This window comes from Burkholderia sp. BCC1644 (assembly GCF_902833225.1).
Classification (GTDB): domain Bacteria; phylum Pseudomonadota; class Gammaproteobacteria; order Burkholderiales; family Burkholderiaceae; genus Burkholderia.
In genome coordinates, this window is sequence record NZ_CADFEI010000010.1 from 262,619 (window position 1) to 285,765 (window position 23,147).

A 23,147-nucleotide genomic window follows, 5' to 3' on the forward strand; every position below is an offset into this window, starting at 1 on the left:
CGCGATGCCGGCATTCCGTTTCGAAGCAATCGATTCGGCGGGACGCGCGCAGAAAGGCGTCATCGACGCCGACAGCGCGCGCGCCGCACGCGGCCAGCTGCGCACGCAGGGGCTCACGCCGCTCGTCGTCGAGCCGGCCGCCAGCGCGACGCGCGGGGCGCGTACGCAGCGGCTCGCGTTCGGCCGCAAGCTGTCGCAGCGCGAACAGGCGATCCTCACGCGCCAGCTCGCGAGCCTGCTGATCGCCGGCCTGCCGCTCGACGAGGCGCTCGGCGTGCTGACCGAGCAGGCCGAGCGCGACTACATCCGTGAACTGATGGCCGCGATCCGCGCGGAAGTGCTCGGCGGCCATTCGCTCGCGAATGCGCTGGGCCAGCATCCGCGCGATTTTCCGGAAATCTACCGCGCGCTCGTTGCGGCCGGCGAACACACCGGCAAGCTCGGCATCGTGCTGTCGCGTCTGGCCGACTACATCGAGCAGAGCAACGCGCTGAAGCAGAAGATCCTGCTGGCGTTCACCTATCCGGGGATCGTCACGCTGATCGCGTTCGGCATCGTCACGTTCCTGCTGAGTTACGTCGTCCCGCAGGTCGTCAACGTGTTCGCGAGTACGAAACAGCAGCTGCCGATCCTCACGGTCGTGATGATGGCGCTGTCGGATTTCGTGCGGCACTGGTGGTGGGCGATCCTGATCGCGTTCGCGCTGGTCGTGTGGTTCGTGAAGGCAACGCTGTCGCGCGACGGGCCGCGGCTCGCGTTCGACCGCTGGGTGCTGACCGCGCCGCTCGCGGGCAAGCTCGTGCGCGGCTACAACACGGTGCGCTTCGCGAGTACGCTCGGCATTCTCACCGCGGCCGGCGTGCCGATCCTGCGCGCGTTGCAGGCGGCCGGCGAAACGCTGTCGAACCGCGCGATGCGCGCGAACATCGACGACGCGATCGTGCGCGTGCGCGAAGGCTCCGCGCTGTCGCGCGCGCTGAACAACGTGAAGACGTTTCCGCCGGTGCTCGTGCACCTGATCCGTTCGGGCGAAGCGACGGGCGACGTGACGACGATGCTGGATCGCGCGGCCGAAGGTGAAGCGCGCGAGCTCGAGCGCCGCACGATGTTCCTGACGAGCCTGCTGGAGCCGCTGCTGATCCTGGCGATGGGCGGCATCGTGCTCGTGATCGTGCTGGCGGTGATGCTGCCGATCATCGAGCTGAACAACATGGTGCAGTGACGTGGCGGCCTGACGGTCAGGCCGCCGCCGCTCAACGCATGTAGATCGCGGGGGACGGCGTGTTCGCCGGGAGCTGGATTTCGGCGCGGGCGCCGTTGCGGTCGACGATGATCGAGCGCGGGCGGACTTCGGCGAGCTTCGCGCCGGGCGTGACGTCCGCGCCGAGCGACACGGCGCGCGGCGGTTCGCCGCCCACGCCGACGATCGCCGCACCGCCGTGGTCGAGCGCGAGAATGCCGAACAGGTGGATGTCCTGGACGGGATTCTTGTCGAGCTGACCGCCGAAGAGCGCGGCCGCGTCCTCGGTGCGGATCGGCAGCCGCGCGGCGGCGGCGGGCAGCGGCGCTTCGCGGGCCGACAGCGTGACGACCCAGTAGGTGGCCGTCGCGCACAAACCCGCGAAGAGGGCTAGGGAAAGGATCCGGATCGAGAGCGCGTTCATGCGCGCTATTGTACGGATGTATATGAAATTTGCGTTGGGTGAAAGCCCTCGACGATGCGCGCCTTACAATGCGTGCTCCGCGCCCGCGGGACCGGAAGCTTGCTGTCAGGCAATCGTCCGGTGCGCGGGGTGCGTCACTCAATCGACGACATTTTTTGGAAGAGGTAGTCAGTCATGCAAACGTGGATCACTCGCCGCAACGCGGCCGTGCGTCGTCAGCGCGGTTTCACGCTGATCGAGATCATGGTGGTGGTCGCGATCCTCGGGATCCTGGCGGCGCTGATCGTGCCGAAGATCATGAGCCGCCCGGACGAGGCGCGCCGCATCGCCGCGAAGCAGGACATCGGCACGATCATGCAGGCGCTCAAGCTGTACCGGCTCGACAACGGCCGTTATCCGACCCAGGAACAGGGCCTGAATTCGCTGATCCAGAAGCCGGCCACCGATCCGATCCCGAACAACTGGAAGGACGGCGGCTATCTTGAACGCCTGCCGAACGACCCGTGGGGCAACGGGTACAAGTACCTGAACCCGGGCGTGCACGGCGAGATCGACGTGTTCAGCTACGGCGCCGACGGCAAGGAAGGCGGCGAAGGCAACGATACCGATATCGGTTCGTGGCAGTAAGCCGGCACTGATCGGCCCGACGTTCCATTCCCGTTCTTCATGCCCGCCATTCGCACGACCTCCCGCTGCGGTCGCGATCGCCGTGTGCGTCGCGGCGCGGTGTCGTCCGTACCGTTGCGTGCCGACGGCGGGCCGATGAAGCACGGCGCGCCGCACCGTCGCGCGCGCGGCTTCACGCTGCTCGAAATGCTGGTCGTGCTGATGATCGCCGGGCTGCTCGTGTCGCTCGCGTCGCTGTCGCTGACGCGCAATCCGCGCACCGACCTGCGTGAAGAAGCGCAGCGCGTCGCGCTGCTGTTCGAGACGGCCGGCGACGAAGCGCAGGTGCGCGCGCGGCCGATCGCATGGCAGCCGACCGCGCACGGTTTCCGGTTCGACGTGAGCTCGCCCGACGGCTGGCGCACGCTGCGCGACGACCTGTTGCGCCCGCGCGACTGGGACGGCGGCGTCACCGGCGCCGATATCGACTATCCGGGTTCCGACACGCATGCGAATCGCGTCGTGTTCGGCACCGAGAGCATCGACACGCCGGTGCGCGTGACGCTGCATTCGGCCGTCGGCAGCGCGACGATCGTCGGCACCGGCAACGGCCGCTACGAGGTGCAATGACGATGCGTCGTCGCCTGCCCTCTTCCATGTCCTCATCGCGCGGTTTCACGATGATCGAGGTGCTCGTCGCACTCGCGATCATCGCGGTCGCGCTCGCCGCGTCGATCCGGGCGGTCGGCACGATGGCGACCAACGCGTCCGACCTGCATCGCCGGTTGCTGGCCGGCTGGAGCGCCGACAACGCGCTCGCGCAGTTGCGGCTCACGCACGCATGGCCGGAGGTCGGCGAGCAGAGCTTCGACTGCTCGCAGGGCAACGTGCAGCTCGTCTGCACGCAGCGCGTGAGCACGACGCCGAACCCGGTGTTCCGGCGCGTCCGGATTTCGGTGAGCACGCCCGGCCATTCCGGCGTGCTCGCACAGATGGTGACGGTGGTCGCGAATGAAACCAGCCGTCCGCTCTGACATGCCGATGCGACGCCCGTCCGCCCGCCGCGCCCGCGGCTTCACGCTGATCGAGCTGATGATCGCGATCGCGATCCTCGCGGTGGTCGCGATCCTCGCGTGGCGCGGGCTCGACCAGATCATGCGCGGCCGCGACAAGGTCGCGTCCGCGATGGAAGACGAGCGCGTGTTCGCGCAGATGTTCGACCAGATGCGCATCGACGCGCGGCTCGCCGCGACCGACGACGAAGCCGGCCAGCCGGCGATCGGCGTCGCCGGCAATACGCTGCAGATCGTGCGCGAACTCGAGGTGCCGGGCGCCGCGCCGCGGCTGCAGGTGGTCCGCTACCGGATCGCCGGCGGGCGCGTCGTGCGCTATGCATCGCCGCCGATCGACGACGCGAACCGGCTGCGCAGCACGCTGAAGGACAGCAGCGTCGAAGGCTGGAGCTGGGTCGCGCTGATGGGCGGCGTCGGCGCGATCGACGCGAAGCTGTACGTGCCGCGCGTGGGCTGGACCACCAACCTGCAGACGGCCGACGACGCGCTCGCGCAAAACAACGATGCGCTCAAGGTGCCGCAGATCGGCAACGCGCCGCCCACCCGCGCGGTGACGGGGCTGCAGGTCAGCATCGGCGCGACGTCGCTGCGCGTGCCGGTCACGCGCATCTTCCTCGTCGGGGAATGACGATGCGCGCGCGCCTTTCCCGTCCCCCCTTCTTCAACCGCGCCGCCGGTCGCGCGCGTGCCCGCCGCCAGCGCGGCGCGGCGATCATCACGGCACTGCTGGTCGTCGCGCTGTCCGCGATCCTCGTCTCGGGGATGCTGTGGCGCCAGCAGGTGCAGATCCGCCGCATCGAAAACCAGCGCGTGATCGCGCAGGCGCAGTGGGTCGCGCGCGGCGCGCTCGACTGGACGCGGATGATCCTGCGCTCCGAAGGCGACACGGCGCCCGGCATCACCTATCTCGGCGGAATCTGGGGCGTGCCGATCGCGAAGACGAAGCTGTCGGATTTCCTCGGCCGGATCGGCGCACCCAACGATGGCGGCGGCGAAGACACCTATATCTCCGGCTCGATCGAGGACGCGCAGGCGAAGTTCAACCTGCGCAACCTCGTGTCGTCGCCGGCGCCCGGCGTGCTGCAGCTGAACGTCACGCAGCTCCAGGCGTTCCAGCGCCTCCTGACGACGCTCGGCTACGACGGCGCGTTCGCGAAGCGCATCGCGCTGCAGGTGCGCGCGGGCCTGCTGCATTCGGCGACGCGCTTCCAGATGCCGAACCTGCCCGGCGGCGGCGGTACCGCGGCGAACGCCGCGACCGCGCCGGTGACGACCGACCAGCAGGGCGGCGGCGACTTCACCGACGACCCCGGCATGTCCGGCGGCGATCGCGGGCCCGCACCGCTGATGATGACGAGCGTCGACAGCCTGCTCGACGTCGATGGCGTGACGCCCGAGATGGTGGCGCGGCTGCGCCCGTTCGTCACCGTGCTGCCGACCACGACGCCGGTGAACATGAACACCGCGCCGGCCGAAGTGATCGCGTCGCTGGTGCCGGGGATGAGCGTGTCGTCCGCGCAGGCGCTCGTGTCGCGCCGCGAGACCGTGTTTTTCCGGAACGTCGGCGACGTGCAGCTTGCGCTGCGCGGCGCCGGTGCGCCGAACGTGACGATCGATTCGAGCCTCGTCGACGTCAATTCGAGTTATTTCATCGTGCATGGCCGGATCCAGCACGATCGCGCGGAGGTCGACCGCACCTCGCTCGTGTATCGTGATCCGACCACGCACTCGACGCGGGTCGTGCGTATCCGCGACCAGCTATAACGACGCCAATCGGGAGAGGAGCTCTTGTGAGCACGTTGATTGTTTCTTTGCCGCCGCGCGAGCCTGCCGTGCCGTTGCAGGAATGGCAGTGGCCCGAGCTGCCGTTCACGCTCGTCGACAAGGCCGGCCAGGTGCAGCGCGCCGGCCGCGCCGCGCTCGCGCTGCTGCCGCGCGCGAACGCGACGGTCCTGATCGTCGCCGCGCGCGACGTGCTGCTGCTGGCCGCGACCGTCCCGCCGCTGAAAGGGCCGAAGCTGCGCCAGGCGTTGCCGAACATCGTCGAGGATCAGCTGATCCAGGACCCGCTCGGCTGCCACATCGCGCTCGATCCGGCCGCGCTGCCCGACGGGCGCCGCGTGCTGGCCGTCGTCGATCGCGCGTGGTTCCGCACGATCTGCGAAGCGTTCACGGCGGCCGGCCACCGGCACCTGAGCGCGGTACCCGCAACGCGCTGCCTGCCGGCGCCGCGCGCGCCGGCGGAAACGGCATTGATTGCGCCGGCCGACGGCGAGCACGCCGACACGGCCGCGCTCGCCACGGATGCCGTCGAGCCGGCTGCCCGTCCGGCGACGGTCGCCGCGGTGCTCGGACTCGCGACGTCGGTCGAACCGGTGCTCGTCGAGGCTGGCGCGCAGCCGGCCGCGGCCGGTGCGCCGCGCCTGGAACTCGCCGTGGCGCGCGGCGCACTCGGCGAAGGCTTCGCGGCGCCCGCAGCGCGCGCGGCCGGCACGCTGACCGCGCTCGCACGCGGCGGCGATGTGGAGCTGTACGAACTCGGCGAACCGGGCGCGGAGCCGCGGCTCGCGTCGGTCGGCCGACCTGACGCGGTGCTGTTGCCGGGCGCCGCCCCGCTGCCGTTCGACACGTTTGCGCGCCGTGCGCTCGCCGAGAAGTTCGATCTGTGCCAGTTCGAATTCGAGTCGCAGCCGTGGCGCTTCGACCGCGCAACGGTGAAGCGCCTGCGCGTGCCGCTCGCGCTCGTCGCGGCGACGCTCGGCGTCGCGGTGATCGGGATGAACCTGCACTGGTGGAAGCTGTCTCGCGAGCGCGATGCGATGTCCGCGCAGATCACCGAGACGCTGCTGTCCGCCTTCCCGAAGACGACGACGGTGCTCGATCCGCCCGCGCAGATGCAGCGCCAGCTCGACCAGCTTCGGCTCGCGGCCGGCGAACTGTCGCCGAACGATTTCCTCTCGCTGTCGAGCGGGCTGTCGCGTTCGATGGGCGCGTTGCCGCTGAACGGCATCGCGTCCCTCGACTATCACGACCGGCGGCTCGACGTCGGCTTCAAGCCGGAAGTCAAGGTCGATCCCGATTTCACGCAGCGCCTCGCGCGTAACGGACTGTCCGGCGAAGTCGACAGCAACACGGGCAAATGGACGATCCGGAGCCGCTCATGAAAACCGAACAACTGAACCAGACGCTGGCCCAGTTCTGGGGTGAGCGCTCGCCGCGCGAGAGGACGCTGCTCGGCTGGGGTGGCGCCGTGCTGGCGGTCGCGATTGCGTATTCGGTGCTGTGGTCGCCCGCGCAGGAAGGCCGCGCCCGGATCCAGCGCGCGCTGCCGGCGATGCGTCAGGAACTCGCGCAGATGACCGCACAGGCTAACGAGGCGAAGTCGCTGGCGGCCGCCGCGCAAGGCGTCGCGCCGACCGGCCTCGCGCTGAAGGACGCGCTGACCGCATCGTTGTCCGATCACGGGCTGCAGGGTGCGCAGGTGCAGATTGTCGGCAACGGCGTGCAGGTGCAGATGAAGAACGTGTCGTTCCCGGCGTGGACGCAGTGGCTCGACGATGCGCGCCGGCAGTTCAAGGTGCAGGTCGGCGAGGCGCACGCGACCGCGCTGAAGGACGACGGCCAGGTCGACCTGACGGCCGTGATGCAACCTTCCGTACAGAAATAAATGACGCAGTGGATGACGCAAGCGGCGGTCGGCCGATGAGGCCGGGGATGAAGCGGCTCACCGCCGTATTGCCGTGGGTACTGGCGGGCGGATTGGCGACGGCGGTGACGCTCGTCGCGCTCGCACCGGCCGCGTGGATCGCGCCGCAGTTTGCGCGCGCGACCGGCGGACACGTGAATCTCGTCGACCCGGACGGGTCGCTGTGGCACGGCTCGGGCACGCTGATGCTCGCGCCGGGTGCCGACCAGAGCGCGGCGACGCTGCTGCCTGGCCGGGTCGAATGGACCACGCGCTTCTGGCCGCTGCTGACCGGGCGCGTGCAGATGCGCATGCGGCAGACCGAGGCGATGCCCGATGCCGTGACGCTCGATGCGACGTGGCGCGGCGCGGTGCTGTCGGCGGGCACGATGGCCGTGCCCGCGTCGTTGCTTGCCGGGCTTGGCACGCCGTTCAACACGCTCGACCTGCAGGGCGACGTGCGGGTCGGCTGGAGCGACTGGCGCCTGTTCGGCAACAACGCGTTCGGCCAGCTGACGGTGACGATCGACTCGATGAGTTCGCGCGTGTCGCGCGTGAAGCCGCTCGGTTCGTACCGCGCGGTGCTGCAGGCGAAGGGCGCGGGCGCCGATCTCGACGTGTCGACGACGCAGGGCCCGCTGTTCCTCGACGGGCACGGCAACTTCGGCGCCGGCCAGGGATCGTTTCGCGGCACCGCGCATGCGGCGCCCGAGCAGCAGGCGAACCTCGCCGGGCTGCTGAACCTGCTCGGCCACCCGATCGGGAACAACGAGGTATCGCTGATCTTCGGCGACGCGCAGCGCTGACGCGCGCGTCGCACGCTTCCCTTACTTCTGCGCGAGCGGCGTCGCGGCCGACGGTGCGGTGGCCGCGGGCGCAGCCGCACCGGACGCCGGCACGGCTGCCGGCGCCGCCATGCCGCCGTTCTCGCGTGCGATGTCCGACACATCCCAGCCGCCGCCGAGCGCCTTCACGAGCCCGACCGACGACGCCATCCGCTGGCCGGCGATCGTCGCGAGCTTCTGCTGCGCGGTGAACGCGGTGGTTTGCGCGGTCAGCACGTTCAGGTACGCGACCGTGCCGGCCTTGTACTGGTTCGTGACGATCGCGAGCGAGTGTTCGGCGCTGTCGACGGCCTGCCGCTGCACGTCGATTTCCTGCGCGAGGATGCGCTGCGACGCGAGGTTGTCCTCGACGTCCTGGAATGCGGTGAGCACCGCGAGGCGATACGCGGCGACGTCCTGGTCGTAGGTTGCGCGTGCGGCGTCGGTCTGCGCGGCGCGCAGCCCCGCATCGAACAGCGTGGCCGCGAGCTGCGGGCCAACCGTCCAGAAACGCGCCGGCAGCGTGAACAGTTGCGACCACACCGAGCTCTGGAAGCCGCCGGTGGCCGACAGCGTGAGTGTGGGAAAGAACGCGGCGATCGCCACGCCGATCTGCTCGTTCGCGGCCGCCGCACGCCGTTCGGCCGCCGCGATGTCGGGCCGGCGCTCGAGGATCGCGGACGGCACGTCGACCGGCGTGATCGGCGGCTCGGCCGCGAGCGGGTTCGGCGGCAGCGAGAAGGTCGACGCCGGTTCGCCGATCAGCGTCGCGATCGCGTGCTCGTACTGCGCGCGCGCGACGCCGTTATCGATCTGCGCGGCCTGCGCGCTCTGCAGCTGCGTCTGCGCCTGGATCACGTCCGCGCGGGCGGCAACACCCTGCGCGTACTGGTTCTGCGTGAGCTTCAGCGACTGTTCGTACGACTTCACGGTGTCGTCGAGCAGCTTTTGCAGCGCATCGGACGTGCGCAGCTGGAAATAGGTCTGCGCGAGCAGCGCCTGCTGCGACAGCCGCGCATTCGCGAGATCGGCCGCCGCCGCCGCTTCGCCGGCGCGCTGCGCGCTGACGGTGCGGCTCACCTTGCCCCACAGGTCGGGTTCCCAGCTTGCATCGAGGCCGACGCTGTAGCTGTTGTTGATCGACCCGGACGACCCGCTGCCGAAACTCGACGACGAGCCCGACGACACCGACGTGCGCGGCGTGCGGGCACGTGAGCCCGACGCGGTCAGCCCGACGGTCGGGAAATACGCGGCGCGCGCCTCGGTGACGAGCGCGCGTGCCTGCCGGTAGGCGGCCGCCGATTGCGCGATGGTCTGGTTCGATGCGTTGAGCTTGCCGATCAGCGCATCGAGCTGCGGATCGTTGTAGACCGTCCACCACGCGCCGCGGTCGGAGCGGTCGGCCGGTTGCGCGACTTTCCAGCCCGCCGGCGCTTCCTTGAAGGCTGCGGGGATCGACGTGTCGGGCCGGTGATAGTCGGGCCCGACGGCGCAGCCGGCGAGCAGCACGGCCGTCGCAACGGCGACGGCGGCGCTCAGCGGGCGAAGGGCGCGCGGGAGGGAGGCGTACGGCATCGTGGTTTTCCTGTCTGGGCGTGACGGCCGGCGAGCGGCGTCGCGCGATGCGGTCGTCATGCCGCTGGCGGACAAATGGTAACTGACGGCGGGGAAGCTGCGCAGCCCTAAGGGTACGGTGCGCGAAGGGCGGAATGTGTTACCGGCGCGGACGGCCGGTTTACCGGCCATTACGGATCGCTTGCGGGAACGCAGGCGTGTGGCGCCGGCCACGCATGGCGCGGCGGGCGCCCGGTCGGATCAGGCGGGAAAGCGGGGGCGGTGCGGCGTCAGTGGCAGCGCACCGGCACCGGGATGGGCTCGGCGGCGGACCGCCATGTCGACGGCTCCGTGGCGGCCGGCTGGCTCGTGCGGCGTGCGCCGCCCTTCGCGTTGCGTTGCCGGCGATGATCGAACCATGCGAACCCCAGCGCCGCGAGCGAGCCGCCCGGCACGACCAGCATCGTCACGTACAACGCGATCTTCCAGCCGCGGTGCGGCCCGGAAAATACATGATGAGCGGTATCGGTCAGGTTGCGGCGCAGCGCGCCGGCGGCATTTTTCAGGGACAGCATCGCGAACATCCTCGGGGTGCCCGGCAGCGCGGGCGAATCGGTCAGAACATCGTCTCCGGCAGTGCAACATGCACGTCGTAACTGGTTGCCTCAAATAATATTGACTAAGCAATCATTTTTCAAGATACTGGGCGCGTTTTAACCTGAAACGCACTATTGCTGCGCGCGCAATCGTATGACCGGCGGCCTTTACGATCCCGAGAACATCGCGCTGGAAACGAGCCTCGGCTATTACCTGTCGAAGGCGAAGCAGGCGCTCGTCGAGCGGATGGACCGTGCGCTCGAACCGCTCGACCTCACCGCGCAGCAGATCGGCGTGATCCTGCTGCTGTCGCGCGGCTATGCGCGCACGCCGTTCGAGTTGTCGCGCAAGATGTCGTACGACAGCGGTTCGATGACGCGGATGCTCGACCGGCTCGAACGCAAGGGGCTGATCGCGCGTTCGCGCAGCGAGCAGGATCGCCGGATGATCGAGCTGTCGCTGACCGAACGCGGTGCCGAAGCCGCCCGCGCGCTGCCGTCGCTCGTCGCGACCGCGCTCAACGCGCAGCTCGACGGCTTCTCGGCCGACGAACTCGCGACGCTCACCGGCCTGCTGCAACGCTTCATCGCCAACGGGCCCGGTTCGACCGGCTGCCCGAAGCCCGACGAAGACGCCTGATGCGCGCGGAGGCCCCATGTCTAGGTTAAGCATTCGCTTATTTCTCTGTCTGGGCAGAAGATGACAGGACACGCGCTCCGCTTTTTCCCTTTTTCGTTCCACCCGGCCGGGCTGCGCTGCGTCGCACGCCCGGCCGTTGTGCCGGCGCGTCGTGCGCGCCGCGTCTAGGAGATTCCGATGTCCGCCACCACGGCATCCGCCGCCTCCCCCGCCGCACCCGCGCCGCTGTCCGGCGGGACGCTCGCGCTGCTCACCATCGGGCTCGCGCTCGGTACCTTCATGGAAGTGCTCGACACGTCGATCGCGAACGTCGCGGTGCCGACCATCTCGGGCAGCCTCGGCGTCGCGACCAGCGAAGGCACGTGGGTGATCTCGTCGTATTCGGTCGCGTCCGCGATCGCGGTGCCGCTCACCGGCTGGCTCGCGCGGCGGGTCGGCGAGGTGCGGTTGTTCACGCTGTCGGTGCTCGCGTTCACGATCGCGTCGGCGCTGTGCGGCTTCGCGACCAATTTCGAGACGCTGATCGCGTTCCGGCTGCTGCAAGGCCTCGTGTCGGGGCCGATGGTGCCGCTGTCGCAGACGATCCTGATGCGCAGCTATCCGCCCGCGAAGCGCGGGCTCGCGCTCGGGCTATGGGCGATGACGGTGATCGTCGCGCCGATCTTCGGCCCGTTGCTGGGCGGCTGGATCAGCGACAACTACACGTGGCCGTGGATCTTCTACATCAATTTGCCGATCGGCGTCTTCTCCGCGGCCTGCGCGTATTTCCTGCTGCGCGGCCGCGAGACGAAGACGTCGAAGCAGCGGATCGACGCGATCGGCCTCGCGCTGCTCGTGATCGGCGTGTCGTGCCTGCAGATGATGCTCGACCTCGGCAAGGACCGCGACTGGTTCAACTCGTCGTTCATCGTCGCGCTCGCGCTGATCGCGGTCGTCTCGCTCGCGTTCATGCTCGTGTGGGAGGCGACCGAGAAGGAGCCCGTGGTCGACCTGTCGCTGTTCAAGGACCGCAACTTCGCGCTCGGCGCGATGATCATCTCGTTCGGCTTCATGGCGTTCTTCGGCTCGGTCGTGATCTTCCCGCTATGGCTGCAGACGGTGATGGGCTACACGGCCGGCAAGGCCGGCCTCGCGACCGCGCCGGTCGGGCTGCTCGCGCTCGTGCTGTCGCCGCTGATCGGCCGCAACATGCACCGGCTCGACCTGCGGATGGTCGCGAGCTTCGCGTTCATCGTGTTCGCGGGCGTGTCGATCTGGAACTCGACGTTTACGCTCGACGTGCCGTTCAACCACGTGATCCTGCCGCGGCTCGTGCAGGGGATCGGCGTCGCGTGCTTCTTCGTGCCGATGACGACGATCACGCTGTCGAGCATCTCCGACGAGCGGCTCGCGAGCGCATCGGGGCTGTCGAACTTCCTGCGCACGCTGTCCGGCGCGATCGGCACCGCGGCCAGCTCGACGTTCTGGGAGAACGACGCGATCTACCACCATGCGCGGCTGTCTGAATCGGTGAGCGTGTATGCGCAGAGCACGACCGACTACCAGGGTGCGCTGTCGCAGCTCGGCATCGTCGGCCAGACGGCCAACGCGCAACTCAACCAGCTCGTCACGCAGCAGGGCTTCATGATGGCGACCAACGACTTCTTCCTGCTGTCGGCGTTCATGTTCGGCGCGCTCGCGGTGCTCGTGTGGATCACGAAGCCGAAGAAGGGGGCGGGGCCCGCGATGGGGCATTGAAATCGGTGGGACGGTGGGCTGGCCCTCTCGGCGGAGGGGCTGGCCTTGATTGCTTTTCTCGATTGAACTAAGCTAGAAAAATATTTGAACTTAGTTCAATTGGAGAATGCGATGCATACCTACAACATGCATGACGCGAAGACGAACCTGTCGCGTTTGATCGATGAGGCCGTGCATGCCGGCGAGCCGTTCGTGATCGCGAAAGCAGGCAAGCCGCTCGTCAAGGTGGTTCCGATCAATACGCCGGATCCCGTCCGGCCGAGCCGGATCGGCTTCATGAAGGGGCAGATCCGCGTTCCGGACGATTTCGACACGATGGGGGGCGACGAAATCGGCAAGCTGTTCGAGGGTGACGCATGAAGTTGCTGCTCGACACACACCTGCTTCTTTGGGCGGCAGCCGGCGCGGCCGAACTGCCCGCTCGCGCCAGTGTGCTCATCGAGGATCCCGCCTGCACCCCGCTTTTCAGCGTTGCGAGCCTCTGGGAGATCGTCATCAAGCGTGGACTGGATCGCGACGATTTCCAGGTGGACCCAAACGTGCTTCGCCGCAATCTCCTCGATGTCGGCTATGTGGAACTGCCGATCACGAGCGCACACGCACTTGCGGTCGAACAACTGCCGTCGATCCACCGCGATCCGTTTGACCGTCTCCTGGTCGCGCAGGCGATCTCGGAAGGCATTACGCTGCTCACGCACGACCATACCGTCGCCCGCTATCCGGGGCCGATCCAGCACGTCTGATTGCGCCGGGCATCGCCCGGCCGTCACTCCCTCGCCCGCAACCCGCCGAACGCCAGATCGTCGCCGGGCGCGATGGGCAGCGTCGCCCGCGCGACGTCGAGCCACGCGCGCGCCGCGTGCGACAGATAGCCCTTCTTCAGCCAGCCGAGCGCGATCGCCCACGTGATCTCCGGCTCGACGATCGGCCGGCACGTGAACTGGCCGGCGTCGAGCCGCCGGCAGTACGGCTCGGGCAGCAGCGCGATGCCGACGCCCGCATGCACGAGCGCGGCCATGAAATCCCAGTGGCCGCTGCGGCTCACGATCGACGGCGTGAAGCCGACCTGCCGGCACGCATCGAGCACCGCGTCGTGCAGTGCGAGGCTTTCCGCATAGAACACGAACGATTCGCGCGCGAGATCGCCGAGCGGCACGGCCGCGTGGTCCTCCCAGCGCGACTCGCGCGGCGCGACGAGCCACAGCGGCGCGCGCACCATCGGCAGCCGCTCGAAGGTGCCGGGATCCACCGGCTCCAGCAGCCCGCCGAGTTCCAGTTCACCCGACGTCAGCGCGGCCTCGATCATCCGCGCGCCCTGCTCGAACAGCTTCAGCTCGATGTTCGGGTAGCGCTGCTTGTACGCGGCGATGATCGGCGTGAACAGCGAGCCGCCGAGCGGCGGGATGCCGATCGTCAGCTCGCCGCGGCCGAGCGTGCCGAGATCGTTCAGCTCCGACTGCAGCTGCGCCTGCGCGGCGAGCACGTCCTGGCCGCGCTGGAACACGATCCGCCCCGCATCGGTCAGCACCATCTGCCGGCCGTCGCGCAGCAGCAGCGGCGAACCGATCTCGTCCTCGAGCGCCTTTACCATCTTGCTGATGGTCGGCTGCGTCACGAACAGCTTGTCGGCGGCCGCCGTGAAGCTCTGCTGGCGAACCACCTCGACGAAGTACCGCAGCGCGCGCAATTCCATCGACGTCTCCCCAAATTGGTGCGGCAATCAAAAGATGAATTCCGAATTGGAATGATAAGGATAGAGACAAGTCATTTTATTTATGGTTAGGGGAAACCCTATACTCCCTCCATCGACGCACTATCTGTATGGAGCCCGCCATGACCAAGCCGACCACCGCTGCCGCCGCCCGCCCTGCCGCCTCGGGCAGCCTCGCGCATACGGGCCGGATCGTGCTGCAGGCCGCCGCGCTCGGCGCGCTGTGGATGGCGGTCGACTGGGCCGTGCGCAAGGTCGGGCTGCCGATTCCGTCCGGCGTGATCGGCCTCGCGGTGCTCCTCGTGCTGCTGTTCTCGGGCCGCGTCGCGCCCGCATGGGTGAAGGACGGCGCGAACTGGCTGCTGTCCGACATGCTGCTGTTCTTCGTGCCGGCCGCCGTCGCGGCCGTGCAGTACGGCGGGCTGTTCCGCGAGGACGGCTGGCGCATCGCGCTGGTGATGCTCGCGGGCACCGCGTTCGTGATGGTCGCGGTAGCCGTCGCGGTCGATCTCGCCGCGAAGCTCGAACGCCGGCTCGCCGTGCAGCGCGTGTTCGCCGAGCGCCGCCGCACGCGCCTGAGCGCCGTGTCCGCGCACTGAGCCGGAGCCGCCCATGCTAGCCGCGCTATCGAACCTGCCCGCCGACCGCGTGAACACCGCGATCTCCCTCGGCTGCTTCGTGCTGACGGTCGTGCTGTATTTCGCGTCGAAGCGCCTCTACGCCTACAAGAAGACACTGCTGTTCTCGCCGCTCGTGTTCGTGCCGGGCGTGCTGGTGCTGCTCGTGCTGCTGACCGGCATCCCTTATTCGGTCTACTTCCGCGACACGCGCTGGCTGATGTGGCTGCTCGGCCCGGCGACGATCGCGTTCGCGGTGCCGATCTATGAATATCGCGACCTGATCCGCCGCCACTGGCTGTCGCTGTCGGTCGGCGTCGCGGTTGGGATCGGCGCGGGCGTGTGCGGATCGCTGCTGCTCGCGAAGCTGCTGCACCTGTCGCCCGAGCTGCAGCGCTCGCTGATGACGCGCTCGGTGTCGACGCCGTTCGCGCTCGCCGTGTCGGACAAGATCCACGCTCCGAAGGACCTCACGGCGCTGTTCGTGATCGCGACCGGCATCTGCGGGATGCTGCTCGGCGAGCTCGTGCTCGCACTCGTGCCGATGCGCACGCGGCTCGCGCGCGGCGCGCTGTTCGGCGCGGCCGCCCACGGCGTGGGCACCGCGAAGGCGCGCGAGATCGGCAGCGAGGAAGGCGTCGTGTCGAGCCTGACGATGATGATCGCGGGCGTCGCGATGGTGCTGATCGCGCCGCTGCTGACGCTGCTGCCGATCTGACACCCCCGCGCCGGGCGGCCAACGCCCGCCCGGCATGCCGCACCGCCGCGTTCTGCCGGCCCCGATACCCTGCATCCGGCCGACACCCGGCCGACAATCGGCTGAGATAGCCGCAAATCCCCCCTCTTTTCCGCCCATCGGGCTCGGCCCGGATGCCGAACAATGCATGCTACGAGACATCACGCACGCATTCACATGGCCTCCACGACCGCAAACCCGACCGCCGACAAGCCGGCTTCGTCCGGCAAGTTCAAGCGCATCGCACTCATCGCCATCGTCGCGCTGGGCGCGGCCGCTGCCGCAGCCGGCGGCATGTACGTGTTCCTGAGCAAGGCAGGCGTCGGCCATGCGAGCGCGCCCGCCGAGCCGCCGCCGTTGGCCGCGCCGGTGTTCTTCCCGCTCGACCCGCTCACGGTGAACCTGCAGTCGGACGACGGCGCGCAGCACTACCTGCGCGTCGGCCTGTCGCTGAAGCTCACCGACCCGAAGGCACAGGAGCAACTGACCGCGCGGATGCCGGAGATCCGCAGCCGGATCCTGCTCGCGTTGTCGAACAAGCATCCCGAGGAACTCGCGACGCCGGACGGCAAACGTTCGCTCGCGAAGGAACTGCGGGACCTGATCGAGCAGCCGACCCAGCCGGGCAACCAGCGCGCGAAGGTCGACGACGTGCTGTTCACCGAGTTCGTCGTCCAGTAACGCGGCCGAGAAAGGAGCGCGTATGGGTCACCAGGAGTTCATGTCCCAGGAGGAGGTCGATGCCCTCCTCAAGGGCGTCACGGGCGAAACCGATGCAGTCGACGAGCAGCGCGACACATCGGGCGTCCGCCCCTACAACATCGCGACGCAGGAGCGGATCGTCCGCGGCCGGATGCCCGGCCTCGAGATCATCAACGACCGTTTCGCGCGCCTCTTGCGGATCGGCATCTTCAACTTCATGCGGCGTACGGCGGAAATCTCCGTCAGCCAGGTGAAGGTGCAGAAGTACAGCGAGTTCACCCGCAACCTGCCGATCCCGACGAACCTGAACCTGGTGCACGTGAAGCCGCTGCGCGGCACGTCGCTGTTCGTGTTCGACCCGAACCTCGTGTTCTTCGTCGTCGACAACCTGTTCGGCGGCGACGGGCGCTTTCACACGCGCGTCGAGGGCCGCGATTTCACGGCCACCGAGCAGCGGATCATCGGCAAGCTGCTGAACCTCGTGTTCGAGCACTACACGGCCGCATGGAAGAGCGTGCGGCCGCTGCAGTTCGAATTCGTGCGCTCGGAGATGCACACGCAGTTCGCGAACGTCGCGACGCCGAACGAGATCGTGATCGTCACGCAGTTCTCGATCGAGTTCGGGCCGACGGGCGGCACGCTGCACATCTGCATGCCGTACTCGATGATCGAGCCGATCCGCGACGTGCTCAGTTCGCCGATCCAGGGCGAGGCGCTCGAAGTCGACCGCCGCTGGGTGCGCGTGCTGTCGCAGCAGGTGCAGGCCGCCGAGGTCGAGCTGAGCGCGAATCTCGCCGAGATCTCGTCGACCTTCGAAAAGATCCTGAACCTGCGCGCGGGCGACGTGCTGCCGCTGGAGATCGAGGACACGATCACCGCGAAGGTCGACGGCGTGCCGGTGATGGAATGCGGTTACGGAATTTTCAATGGTCAATATGCGTTGCGCGTGCAGAAGATGATCAGCGCGGGCGATGCGATGAAGGAAGGTGGATATGAGTGAGCTGAACCAGACGCCCGACGACGACATCCAGGCGATGGCCGACGCGGCCCTCGCGGCTTCGGCTGCCGACGCGCAGGCGGCACCGGCCGCGGCGGAGGAAGATCCGGGCATGGACGACTGGGCGGCCGCGCTTGCCGAACAGAACCAGCAGCCGGTGCAGGCGGGCGCGACGGGCGCCGGCGTGTTCCAGCCGCTGTCGAAGGCCGCGGCGAGCTCGACGCACAACGACATCGAGATGATCCTCGACATCCCGGTCAAGATGACCGTGGAGCTCGGCCGCACGAAGATCGCGATCCGCAACCTGCTGCAGCTCGCGCAGGGTTCGGTCGTCGAGCTCGACGGCCTCGCCGGCGAGCCGATGGACGTGCTCGTGAACGGCTGCCTGATCGCGCAGGGCGAGGTCGTGGTCGTCAACGACAAGTTCGGCATCCGCCTGACCGACATCATCACGCCGGCCGAACGGATCCGGAAGCTGAACCGATGAATGTCGTGCAGCCCGGCCGCCGCGCGTACCACGCGATCGCAGCGACGGCGCTGGCCGTCGTCGCATCGCTCGCGTGCGCGCCGGCCGGCGCCGCCGACATGAACGCGGTGAACAACGCCGGCTCGATCGCGTCGAGCGTGATGGTCGGCTCGGCCGCGCCGTCGCTCGGCTTCGGCGCGGTGCTGCAGACGCTCGTCGGGCTCGCGGTCGTGATCGGCCTCGTGTTCGCGTGCGCGTGGCTCGCGCGCCGCTTCGGCTTCCAGCCCGCGCGGCGCGGCGGCCCGCTGAAGGTCGTGTCGAGCGTCGCGGTCGGCACGAAGGAAAGCGCGACGATCGTCGAGATCGGCGACACCTGGCTCGTGCTCGGCGTCGCGCCGGGCAACGTGCGCCTGCTGCATACGCTGCCGGCCGGCTCGGCGGCGGCCCCTGCAATGGCTTCAGCGTCGGCTTCGGCCGACGCGCCCGCCGGAGGCACCCCGTCCGACGGCGGCCTGCCCGGCACGTTCGGCTCGCGGTTTCGCGACGCGCTCGCGGGCGAAGCCGCCAAGCGCCTCGGTCGCGGCAAGGACCGCTGACATGGCGCCGCGCCCTCTTTCCGTCTCCGCATTCCGATGAAACACGCATTCCTGCATCGCGCGGCGCGCGTCGCGCCCGTGCTGATCCTCTGCCTCGCGCCCGCGTTCGCGTACGCGCAGGCGAACGGCCTGCCCGCGTTCAACGCGAGCCCGGGCCCGCATGGCGGCACCACCTATTCGCTGAGCGTGCAGACGATGCTGCTGCTCACGATGCTGTCGTTCCTGCCGGCGATGGTGCTGATGATGACGAGCTTCACGCGCATCATCATCGTGCTGTCGCTGCTGCGCCAGGCGCTCGGCACCGCGACGACGCCGCCGAACCAGGTGCTCGTCGGCCTCGCGATGTTCCTCACCTTCTTCGTGATGTCGCCGGTGCTCGACCGTGCGTACAACGACGGCTACAAGCCGTTCTCCGACGGCTCGATGCCGATGGAGCAGGCCGTGCAGCGCGGCCTCGCGCCGTTCAAGACCTTCATGCTGAAGCAGACCCGCGAGACCGATCTCGCGCTGTTCGCGAAGATCTCGAAGGCCGCGCCGATGCAGGGCCCCGAGGACGTGCCGCTGTCGCTGCTGGTGCCCGCGTTCGTCACGAGCGAGCTGAAGACCGGCTTCCAGATCGGCTTCACGGTCTTCATCCCGTTCCTGATCATCGACATGGTCGTCGCGAGCGTGCTGATGTCGATGGGGATGATGATGGTGTCGCCGTCCACCGTGTCGCTGCCGTTCAAGCTGATGCTGTTCGTGCTGGTCGACGGCTGGCAGCTGCTGATCGGCTCGCTCGCACAGAGCTTCACGTAAGCGGCGGAGGATTCGCGCGATGACGCCCGAACAAGTGATGACCCTCGCGCACCAGGCGATGATGATCGGCCTGCTGCTCGCGGCCCCGCTGCTGCTGGTCGCGCTCGCGGTCGGCCTCGTCGTGAGCCTGTTCCAGGCCGCGACGCAGATCAACGAATCGACGCTGTCGTTCATCCCGAAGCTGCTCGCGGTGGCCGCGACGCTCGTGATCGCCGGGCCGTGGATGTTGACGACGATGCTCGACTACCTGCGGCAGACGCTGCTGCACGTCGCGACGCTCGGCGTCGGCTGAGCCGCGCGCACGCGCACGATCGGGCCGGCATGTTCTCGGTTACCTACGCGCAGCTCAACGGCTGGCTCACCGCCTTCCTGTGGCCGTTCGTGCGGATGCTGGCGCTCGTCGCGACGGCGCCCGTCGTGGGCCATGCGTCGGTGCCCATGCGCGTGAAGATCGCCATCGCCGCGTTCATGGCGCTGGTCGTCGCGCCGACGCTCGGCGCGATGCCGGACGTCACCGTGTTCTCCGCGCAGGGCATCTGGATCGTCGTCACGCAGTTCCTGATCGGCATCGCGATGGGCTTCACGATGCAGCTCGTGTTCGCGGCCGTCGAGGCCGCCGGCGACTTCATCGGGCTGTCGATGGGGCTCGGTTTCGCGACCTTCTTCGATCCCCATTCGAACGGGGCGACACCGGTGCTCGGCCGCTTCCTGAACGCGATCGCGATGCTCGCGTTCCTCGCGGTGGATGGCCACCTGCAGGTGTTCGCGGCGCTCGCCGCGTCGTTCCAGTCGCTGCCGGTGTCCGCCGACCTGCTGCACGCGCCCGGCTGGCGCACGCTTGCCGCGTTCGGCGCGACCGTGTTCGAGATGGGGCTGCTGCTCGCGCTGCCGGTCGTCGCGGCGCTGCTGATCGCGAACCTCGCGCTCGGCATCCTGAACCGCGCGGCGCCGCAGATCGGCGTGTTCCAGGTCGGCTTCCCCGTCACGATGCTCGTCGGGATGTTGCTCGTGCAACTGATGATCCCGAACCTCGTGCCGTTCGTGTCGCACCTCTTCGATATGGGGCTCGACACGATGGGGCGCGTGCTGACCGGCTGGCGCTGAGCGCATCCCGCCCCCGTTGCCGGCCTGTTCCGGCCCCCCGTTGCTGGAAAACCCCTAAAGGAATCGCCCGCCCGCGAAAGGTAGCGGAAGGTTTCGTCTCCCTATACTCGTCGTGACGATGCAGCAAGCATCGCGCCAGACGAATACAACGAACGGAGACGACCCGATGCGACCCATCCTGCGCACCCTCGCCGTGGCAGCCAGCCTGAGCTGCGCGCTTGCCGCTCACCCCGCCTTCGCCGACGACGGCGGCAAGATCACGATCATGGTCGGCGGGATCGCGAAGCTGATCTACCTGCCCGCGCGGCTCACGCAGGAACTCGGCTACTTCAAGGCCGAAGGGCTCGACGTCGAGCTGCTGTCGCAGCCGGCCGGCGTCGACGCCGAGAACGAACTGCTCGCGGGCGCCGTGCAGGGCGTCGTCGGCTTCTACGACCACACGATCGACCTGCAGAGCAAGGGCAAGGACGTCAAGGCGATCGCCGTGTTCGGCCAGGTGCCGGGCGAAGTCGAGATGGTGTCGACCAAGGCCGCGCCGACCTTCAAGTCGATGGCCGACGCGAAGGGCAAGACGCTCGGCGTGACGGGCCTCGGCTCGTCGACGAGCTTCCTCACGCAATACCTCGCGCTCGCGCACGGCGTGCCGTCGACGCAGTACACGATGCTGCCGGTCGGCGCCGACGCGAGCTTCATCGCCGCGATCAAGCAGGGCCGTATCGACGCGGGCATGACGACCGAACCGACGGTGTCCGCGCTCGAGAAGATGGGCGACGCGAAGGTGCTGGTCGACATGCGCACCGTCGAGGGCACGCGCGCCGCGCTCGGCGGCACCTACCCGGCCGCGAGCCTGTACGTGCAGTCGGCCTGGGCCGATTCGCACAAGGCCGAAGCGACCAAGCTCGCGCACGCGTTCGCGAAGACGATGCAGTTCATCCATACGCACAGCGCCGACGAGATCGCCGCGAAGATGCCGGCCGACTACCAGAAGGACAAGGCGCTGTACGTCTCCGCGCTGAAGGCGTCGCTGCCGATGTATACGGCCGACGGCAAGATGCCGGCCGACGGCCCGGCGACCGTGCTGAAGGTGCTGTCGGCGTTCAACCCGTCGGTGAAGGGCAAGCACATCGACCTCGCGCGCACCTTCACGAACGATTTCGTGAACGCGAAGTAAGCAGCGGCGCCGGCGGCGGCGATCCCGCCGCCGTGCGTTCCCCGTTCCGGTCCGGCTGGCCGGCCCGGCGTCGCCACGATGCGATGCCCTTTTCACCCGCAGGATCCATGCGATGAACCAGGCAGTCTCCCCGAGCACACCGGCGATCGAGTTTCGCAACGTGTCGTGCCGCTTCATTTCGCCGGAAGGCAAGGCCACCGTCGCGTTGCGCGACTTCAGCATGAGCGTCGCGCGCGGCGAGTTCATCGCGATCGTCGGGCCGACCGGCTGCGGCAAGTCGACGACGCTGAACCTGATCACCGGGCTGCTCAAGCCCGTGTCGGGCGAAGTGCGCGTGATGGGCCGCCCGGTCGACGGGATCGATCCGCGCATCGGCTTCGTGTTCCAGGCCGACGCGGTGTTCCCGTGGCGCAACGTGATCGACAACGTCGCGGCGGGCCCGCTGTTTCGCGGCCGCTCGAAGGACGTCGCGTATGCGCAGGCCGAGGAGTGGATCCGCAAGGTCGGCCTCGACAAGTTCACGAAGCACTACCCGCACCAGCTGTCCGGCGGGATGAGGAAGCGCGTCGCGCTCGCGCAGACCTTCATCAACCAGCCGGAAATCCTGCTGATGGACGAGCCGTTCTCCGCGCTCGACATGCAGACGCGCACGCTGATGCAGGACGAGCTGCTGCAGCTCTGGTCCGCGAACAAGGGCTCGGTCGTGTTCGTCACGCACGATCTCGAAGAGGCGATCGCACTCGCCGACCGCGTGTTCGTGCTGACCGCGCGCCCCGCGACGCTCAAGCGCGTGTACGAGATCGACCTGCCGCGCCCGCGCGTCACGTCGGAGATCCGCTACGACGCGCGTTTCATCGAAATTTCCAAGGACATCTGGCACGACCTGCGCGAAGAAGTGCAGATCGGCTGACGCATACGCCGCACGGCAAGGACAGCAAGGACAGGAGCATGACCGACATGACGCTTCCCCCCACCGCCATTCCGGCGACGACGCTCGAGGACGACGAGCGCGCCGCACAACGCCGGCTGCGACGCCGACGCAACCTGATCGTCACGCTGCGGATCGCCGTGCTGGTCATCGTGCTGGGCGGGTGGGAACTCGCCGCACGGCTCAAGTGGATCGATCCGTTCTTCTTCTCGATGCCGTCGCTGATCTTCGAACAGATCCAGGACTGGTTCGTGAACGGCACGTCGCAGGGCCCGCTGCTCACGCAGGTGTGGGTCACGCTCGAGGAAACCGGGATCGGCTTCATCATCGGCTCGGTCGCCGGCGTGATCTGCGGGATCGTGCTCGGCCGCAACAAGCTGATGGCCGACGTGTTCGGCCTGTACATCCAGATCGCGAACTCGATTCCGCGCGTCGTGCTCGGCTCGATCTTCGTGATCGCGCTCGGCCTCGGGATGGCGTCGAAGATCGCGCTGGCCGTCGTGATGGTGTTCTTCGTCGTGTTCGGCAACGCGTTCCAGGGTGTGCGCGAAGCCGACCGCTACCTGATCGCGAACGCGCAGATCCTCGGCGCGTCGCGCCGGCAGATCACCACGGCCGTCGTGATCCCGTCCGCGCTGAGCTGGATTCTCGCCAGCCTGCACGTGAGCTTCGGCTTCGCGCTGGTCGGTGCGGTCGTCGGCGAATTCCTGGGTTCCAAGCAGGGCATCGGGCTGCTAATCTCCACCGCCCAGGGCGCGTTCAACGCGAGCGGCGTGTTCGCGGCGATGATCGTGCTGGCCGTGGTCGCGCTGGCCGCCGACTATCTGCTGACCTGGCTCGAGAAGCGGCTGCTGAAGTGGCGACCCGCGGCGTTCTGAACGCTGCCGACGGACGCCTGACATGACACTTCCGACCGCGCCGGCGACCCCGGCGCGGTTCGGC

Annotated in this window: 29 protein-coding genes; 25 read left to right on the plus strand and 4 right to left on the minus strand. The window is 68.4% G+C overall.

What is annotated here, in order from left to right:
* Nucleotides 1–4 precede the first annotated feature (4 nt).
* Entirely contained in the window at nt 5–1,222 is a 1,218-nt protein-coding gene (gene gspF, locus HWX87_RS21650) for a type II secretion system inner membrane protein GspF (protein WP_176049164.1), read from the plus strand.
* Between the two features lie 31 nt (nt 1,223–1,253).
* Here the strand turns inward: gspF and HWX87_RS21655 are convergent, their stop codons facing one another.
* Entirely contained in the window at nt 1,254–1,664 is a 411-nt protein-coding gene (locus HWX87_RS21655; RefSeq protein WP_034188199.1) for a type II secretion system protein N, read from the minus strand.
* Nucleotides 1,665–1,838: 174 nt separating this feature from the next.
* Here HWX87_RS21655 and gspG point away from each other — a divergent pair, with 174 nt between their 5' ends.
* From gspG to HWX87_RS21695, 8 genes are read left to right on the plus strand one after another with little or no spacing between them, the layout of a single operon-like run.
* Nucleotides 1,839–2,291, plus strand: coding sequence for a type II secretion system major pseudopilin GspG (gene gspG / locus HWX87_RS21660; RefSeq protein WP_176049166.1), 453 nt, complete (start codon nt 1,839–1,841; stop codon nt 2,289–2,291).
* Nucleotides 2,292–2,330: 39 nt separating this feature from the next.
* Nucleotides 2,331–2,900, plus strand: coding sequence for a GspH/FimT family pseudopilin (locus HWX87_RS21665; protein WP_176049168.1), 570 nt, complete (start codon nt 2,331–2,333; stop codon nt 2,898–2,900).
* Nucleotides 2,901–2,902: 2 nt separating this feature from the next.
* Nucleotides 2,903–3,304 carry a type II secretion system minor pseudopilin GspI gene (gene gspI / locus HWX87_RS21670; protein ID WP_176049251.1) on the plus strand — a complete coding sequence of 134 codons (402 nt, stop codon included), beginning with the start codon at nt 2,903–2,905 and terminating at the stop codon, nt 3,302–3,304.
* 7 nt (nt 3,305–3,311) lie between these two features.
* Nucleotides 3,312–3,971, plus strand: a complete 660-nt coding sequence (locus HWX87_RS21675; RefSeq protein WP_176049170.1) for a prepilin-type N-terminal cleavage/methylation domain-containing protein — start codon at nt 3,312–3,314, stop codon at nt 3,969–3,971.
* Between the two features lie 2 nt (nt 3,972–3,973).
* A complete protein-coding gene (gspK, locus tag HWX87_RS21680) occupies nt 3,974–5,107 on the plus strand; it encodes a type II secretion system minor pseudopilin GspK (RefSeq protein WP_176049172.1) in 1,134 nt (377 codons plus the stop codon).
* A 26-nt stretch (nt 5,108–5,133) separates the two neighbouring features.
* On the plus strand, nt 5,134–6,507 hold the full coding sequence (gspL, locus tag HWX87_RS21685; RefSeq protein ID WP_176049175.1) for a type II secretion system protein GspL: 1,374 nt from the start codon (nt 5,134–5,136) through the stop codon (nt 6,505–6,507).
* The gene (locus HWX87_RS21690) at nt 6,504–7,010 is read left to right on the plus strand and encodes a type II secretion system protein M (protein ID WP_176049177.1); all 507 of its coding nucleotides are present in this window, start codon (nt 6,504–6,506) and stop codon (nt 7,008–7,010) included. The genes gspL and HWX87_RS21690 overlap by 4 nt, the downstream gene beginning before the upstream one ends.
* Before the next feature lie 35 nt (nt 7,011–7,045).
* Nucleotides 7,046–7,834, plus strand: a complete 789-nt coding sequence (locus HWX87_RS21695) for a type II secretion system protein N (protein WP_176049179.1) — start codon at nt 7,046–7,048, stop codon at nt 7,832–7,834.
* Nucleotides 7,835–7,855: 21 nt separating this feature from the next.
* On the opposite strand, the gene HWX87_RS21700 is transcribed toward HWX87_RS21695, so the two are convergent.
* Together HWX87_RS21700 and HWX87_RS21705 are read right to left on the minus strand one after the other, a co-directional pair.
* The gene (locus HWX87_RS21700; protein ID WP_176049181.1) at nt 7,856–9,427 is read right to left on the minus strand and encodes an efflux transporter outer membrane subunit; all 1,572 of its coding nucleotides are present in this window, start codon (nt 9,425–9,427) and stop codon (nt 7,856–7,858) included.
* A gap of 269 nt (nt 9,428–9,696) precedes the next feature.
* Nucleotides 9,697–9,981, minus strand: a complete 285-nt coding sequence (locus HWX87_RS21705; protein WP_176049182.1) for a multidrug ABC transporter ATPase — start codon at nt 9,979–9,981, stop codon at nt 9,697–9,699.
* Between the two features lie 175 nt (nt 9,982–10,156).
* Here HWX87_RS21705 and HWX87_RS21710 point away from each other — a divergent pair, with 175 nt between their 5' ends.
* The 4 genes from HWX87_RS21710 (at nt 10,157) to HWX87_RS21725 (ending at nt 13,122) form a co-directional block, all read left to right on the plus strand.
* Nucleotides 10,157–10,642, plus strand: a complete 486-nt coding sequence (locus tag HWX87_RS21710) for a MarR family transcriptional regulator (RefSeq protein WP_176049184.1) — start codon at nt 10,157–10,159, stop codon at nt 10,640–10,642.
* A 177-nt stretch (nt 10,643–10,819) separates the two neighbouring features.
* Nucleotides 10,820–12,379: a DHA2 family efflux MFS transporter permease subunit gene (locus HWX87_RS21715; RefSeq protein ID WP_176049187.1), complete on the plus strand. Its 1,560-nt coding sequence runs from the start codon at nt 10,820–10,822 to the stop codon at nt 12,377–12,379.
* A 111-nt stretch (nt 12,380–12,490) separates the two neighbouring features.
* Nucleotides 12,491–12,739 carry a type II toxin-antitoxin system prevent-host-death family antitoxin gene (locus HWX87_RS21720; RefSeq protein ID WP_176049188.1) on the plus strand — a complete coding sequence of 83 codons (249 nt, stop codon included), beginning with the start codon at nt 12,491–12,493 and terminating at the stop codon, nt 12,737–12,739.
* Complete coding sequence (locus tag HWX87_RS21725; RefSeq protein ID WP_176049190.1) at nt 12,736–13,122, plus strand: type II toxin-antitoxin system VapC family toxin; 387 nt, start codon at nt 12,736–12,738, stop codon at nt 13,120–13,122. The genes HWX87_RS21720 and HWX87_RS21725 overlap by 4 nt, the downstream gene beginning before the upstream one ends.
* 23 nt (nt 13,123–13,145) lie before the next feature.
* On the opposite strand, the gene HWX87_RS21730 is transcribed toward HWX87_RS21725, so the two are convergent.
* A complete protein-coding gene (locus HWX87_RS21730; RefSeq protein WP_174940291.1) occupies nt 13,146–14,072 on the minus strand; it encodes a LysR family transcriptional regulator in 927 nt (308 codons plus the stop codon).
* Nucleotides 14,073–14,212: 140 nt separating this feature from the next.
* Between HWX87_RS21730 and HWX87_RS21735 the strand changes: the two genes are divergently transcribed.
* The 12 genes from HWX87_RS21735 to HWX87_RS21790 all read left to right on the plus strand — a co-directional run bounded on the left by HWX87_RS21735 (nt 14,213) and on the right by HWX87_RS21790 (nt 23,083).
* Nucleotides 14,213–14,689 (plus strand): CidA/LrgA family protein, encoded by a 477-nt coding sequence (locus HWX87_RS21735; RefSeq protein WP_176049192.1) that lies wholly within the window; start codon nt 14,213–14,215, stop codon nt 14,687–14,689.
* 13 nt (nt 14,690–14,702) lie between these two features.
* The gene (locus HWX87_RS21740) at nt 14,703–15,425 is read left to right on the plus strand and encodes an LrgB family protein (RefSeq protein ID WP_176049193.1); all 723 of its coding nucleotides are present in this window, start codon (nt 14,703–14,705) and stop codon (nt 15,423–15,425) included.
* A 162-nt stretch (nt 15,426–15,587) separates the two neighbouring features.
* Nucleotides 15,588–16,124, plus strand: a complete 537-nt coding sequence (fliL, locus tag HWX87_RS21745) for a flagellar basal body-associated protein FliL (protein WP_176049195.1) — start codon at nt 15,588–15,590, stop codon at nt 16,122–16,124.
* 22 nt (nt 16,125–16,146) lie between these two features.
* The gene (gene fliM, locus HWX87_RS21750; RefSeq protein WP_176049197.1) at nt 16,147–17,145 is read left to right on the plus strand and encodes a flagellar motor switch protein FliM; all 999 of its coding nucleotides are present in this window, start codon (nt 16,147–16,149) and stop codon (nt 17,143–17,145) included.
* Complete coding sequence (fliN, locus tag HWX87_RS21755; protein ID WP_176049199.1) at nt 17,138–17,629, plus strand: flagellar motor switch protein FliN; 492 nt, start codon at nt 17,138–17,140, stop codon at nt 17,627–17,629. Before fliM ends, fliN begins: the two co-directional genes overlap by 8 nt.
* Entirely contained in the window at nt 17,626–18,204 is a 579-nt protein-coding gene (fliO, locus tag HWX87_RS21760; RefSeq protein ID WP_176049210.1) for a flagellar biosynthetic protein FliO, read from the plus strand. The genes fliN and fliO overlap by 4 nt, the downstream gene beginning before the upstream one ends.
* Nucleotides 18,205–18,240: 36 nt before the next feature.
* The gene (gene fliP, locus HWX87_RS21765) at nt 18,241–19,002 is read left to right on the plus strand and encodes a flagellar type III secretion system pore protein FliP (protein ID WP_176049212.1); all 762 of its coding nucleotides are present in this window, start codon (nt 18,241–18,243) and stop codon (nt 19,000–19,002) included.
* A gap of 19 nt (nt 19,003–19,021) precedes the next feature.
* On the plus strand, nt 19,022–19,294 hold the full coding sequence (fliQ, locus tag HWX87_RS21770; RefSeq protein ID WP_176049214.1) for a flagellar biosynthesis protein FliQ: 273 nt from the start codon (nt 19,022–19,024) through the stop codon (nt 19,292–19,294).
* A 29-nt stretch (nt 19,295–19,323) separates the two neighbouring features.
* Nucleotides 19,324–20,106 (plus strand): flagellar biosynthetic protein FliR, encoded by a 783-nt coding sequence (fliR, locus tag HWX87_RS21775; RefSeq protein ID WP_176049216.1) that lies wholly within the window; start codon nt 19,324–19,326, stop codon nt 20,104–20,106.
* Nucleotides 20,107–20,272: 166 nt separating this feature from the next.
* Nucleotides 20,273–21,277, plus strand: coding sequence for an ABC transporter substrate-binding protein (locus HWX87_RS21780; RefSeq protein ID WP_176049218.1), 1,005 nt, complete (start codon nt 20,273–20,275; stop codon nt 21,275–21,277).
* Between the two features lie 112 nt (nt 21,278–21,389).
* Nucleotides 21,390–22,187 carry an ABC transporter ATP-binding protein gene (locus tag HWX87_RS21785; RefSeq protein WP_040142661.1) on the plus strand — a complete coding sequence of 266 codons (798 nt, stop codon included), beginning with the start codon at nt 21,390–21,392 and terminating at the stop codon, nt 22,185–22,187.
* A 38-nt stretch (nt 22,188–22,225) separates the two neighbouring features.
* Nucleotides 22,226–23,083, plus strand: a complete 858-nt coding sequence (locus tag HWX87_RS21790) for an ABC transporter permease (protein ID WP_122167969.1) — start codon at nt 22,226–22,228, stop codon at nt 23,081–23,083.
* Nucleotides 23,084–23,147: the final 64 nt, after the last annotated feature.

Bases quoted from the DNA above. Each gene is read 5' to 3' on its own strand.
- gspF (WP_176049164.1), top strand. From the start codon at position 5: ATGCCGGCATTCCGTTTCGAAGCAATCGATTCGGCGGGACGCGCGCAG.
- HWX87_RS21655 (WP_034188199.1), bottom strand. From the start codon at position 1,664: ATGAACGCGCTCTCGATCCGGATCCTTTCCCTAGCCCTCTTCGCGGGT.
- gspG (WP_176049166.1), top strand. From the start codon at position 1,839: ATGCAAACGTGGATCACTCGCCGCAACGCGGCCGTGCGTCGTCAGCGC.
- HWX87_RS21665 (WP_176049168.1), top strand. From the start codon at position 2,331: ATGCCCGCCATTCGCACGACCTCCCGCTGCGGTCGCGATCGCCGTGTG.
- gspI (WP_176049251.1), top strand. From the start codon at position 2,903: ATGCGTCGTCGCCTGCCCTCTTCCATGTCCTCATCGCGCGGTTTCACG.
- HWX87_RS21675 (WP_176049170.1), top strand. From the start codon at position 3,312: ATGCGACGCCCGTCCGCCCGCCGCGCCCGCGGCTTCACGCTGATCGAG.
- gspK (WP_176049172.1), top strand. From the start codon at position 3,974: ATGCGCGCGCGCCTTTCCCGTCCCCCCTTCTTCAACCGCGCCGCCGGT.
- HWX87_RS21690 (WP_176049177.1), top strand. From the start codon at position 6,504: ATGAAAACCGAACAACTGAACCAGACGCTGGCCCAGTTCTGGGGTGAG.
- HWX87_RS21695 (WP_176049179.1), top strand. From the start codon at position 7,046: ATGAGGCCGGGGATGAAGCGGCTCACCGCCGTATTGCCGTGGGTACTG.
- HWX87_RS21700 (WP_176049181.1), bottom strand. From the start codon at position 9,427: ATGCCGTACGCCTCCCTCCCGCGCGCCCTTCGCCCGCTGAGCGCCGCC.
- HWX87_RS21705 (WP_176049182.1), bottom strand. From the start codon at position 9,981: ATGCTGTCCCTGAAAAATGCCGCCGGCGCGCTGCGCCGCAACCTGACC.
- HWX87_RS21710 (WP_176049184.1), top strand. From the start codon at position 10,157: ATGACCGGCGGCCTTTACGATCCCGAGAACATCGCGCTGGAAACGAGC.
- HWX87_RS21715 (WP_176049187.1), top strand. From the start codon at position 10,820: ATGTCCGCCACCACGGCATCCGCCGCCTCCCCCGCCGCACCCGCGCCG.
- HWX87_RS21720 (WP_176049188.1), top strand. From the start codon at position 12,491: ATGCATACCTACAACATGCATGACGCGAAGACGAACCTGTCGCGTTTG.
- HWX87_RS21725 (WP_176049190.1), top strand. From the start codon at position 12,736: ATGAAGTTGCTGCTCGACACACACCTGCTTCTTTGGGCGGCAGCCGGC.
- HWX87_RS21730 (WP_174940291.1), bottom strand. From the start codon at position 14,072: ATGGAATTGCGCGCGCTGCGGTACTTCGTCGAGGTGGTTCGCCAGCAG.
- HWX87_RS21735 (WP_176049192.1), top strand. From the start codon at position 14,213: ATGACCAAGCCGACCACCGCTGCCGCCGCCCGCCCTGCCGCCTCGGGC.
- HWX87_RS21740 (WP_176049193.1), top strand. From the start codon at position 14,703: ATGCTAGCCGCGCTATCGAACCTGCCCGCCGACCGCGTGAACACCGCG.
- fliL (WP_176049195.1), top strand. From the start codon at position 15,588: ATGCATGCTACGAGACATCACGCACGCATTCACATGGCCTCCACGACC.
- fliM (WP_176049197.1), top strand. From the start codon at position 16,147: ATGGGTCACCAGGAGTTCATGTCCCAGGAGGAGGTCGATGCCCTCCTC.
- fliN (WP_176049199.1), top strand. From the start codon at position 17,138: ATGAGTGAGCTGAACCAGACGCCCGACGACGACATCCAGGCGATGGCC.
- fliO (WP_176049210.1), top strand. From the start codon at position 17,626: ATGAATGTCGTGCAGCCCGGCCGCCGCGCGTACCACGCGATCGCAGCG.
- fliP (WP_176049212.1), top strand. From the start codon at position 18,241: ATGAAACACGCATTCCTGCATCGCGCGGCGCGCGTCGCGCCCGTGCTG.
- fliQ (WP_176049214.1), top strand. From the start codon at position 19,022: ATGACGCCCGAACAAGTGATGACCCTCGCGCACCAGGCGATGATGATC.
- fliR (WP_176049216.1), top strand. From the start codon at position 19,324: ATGTTCTCGGTTACCTACGCGCAGCTCAACGGCTGGCTCACCGCCTTC.
- HWX87_RS21780 (WP_176049218.1), top strand. From the start codon at position 20,273: ATGCGACCCATCCTGCGCACCCTCGCCGTGGCAGCCAGCCTGAGCTGC.
- HWX87_RS21785 (WP_040142661.1), top strand. From the start codon at position 21,390: ATGAACCAGGCAGTCTCCCCGAGCACACCGGCGATCGAGTTTCGCAAC.
- HWX87_RS21790 (WP_122167969.1), top strand. From the start codon at position 22,226: ATGACCGACATGACGCTTCCCCCCACCGCCATTCCGGCGACGACGCTC.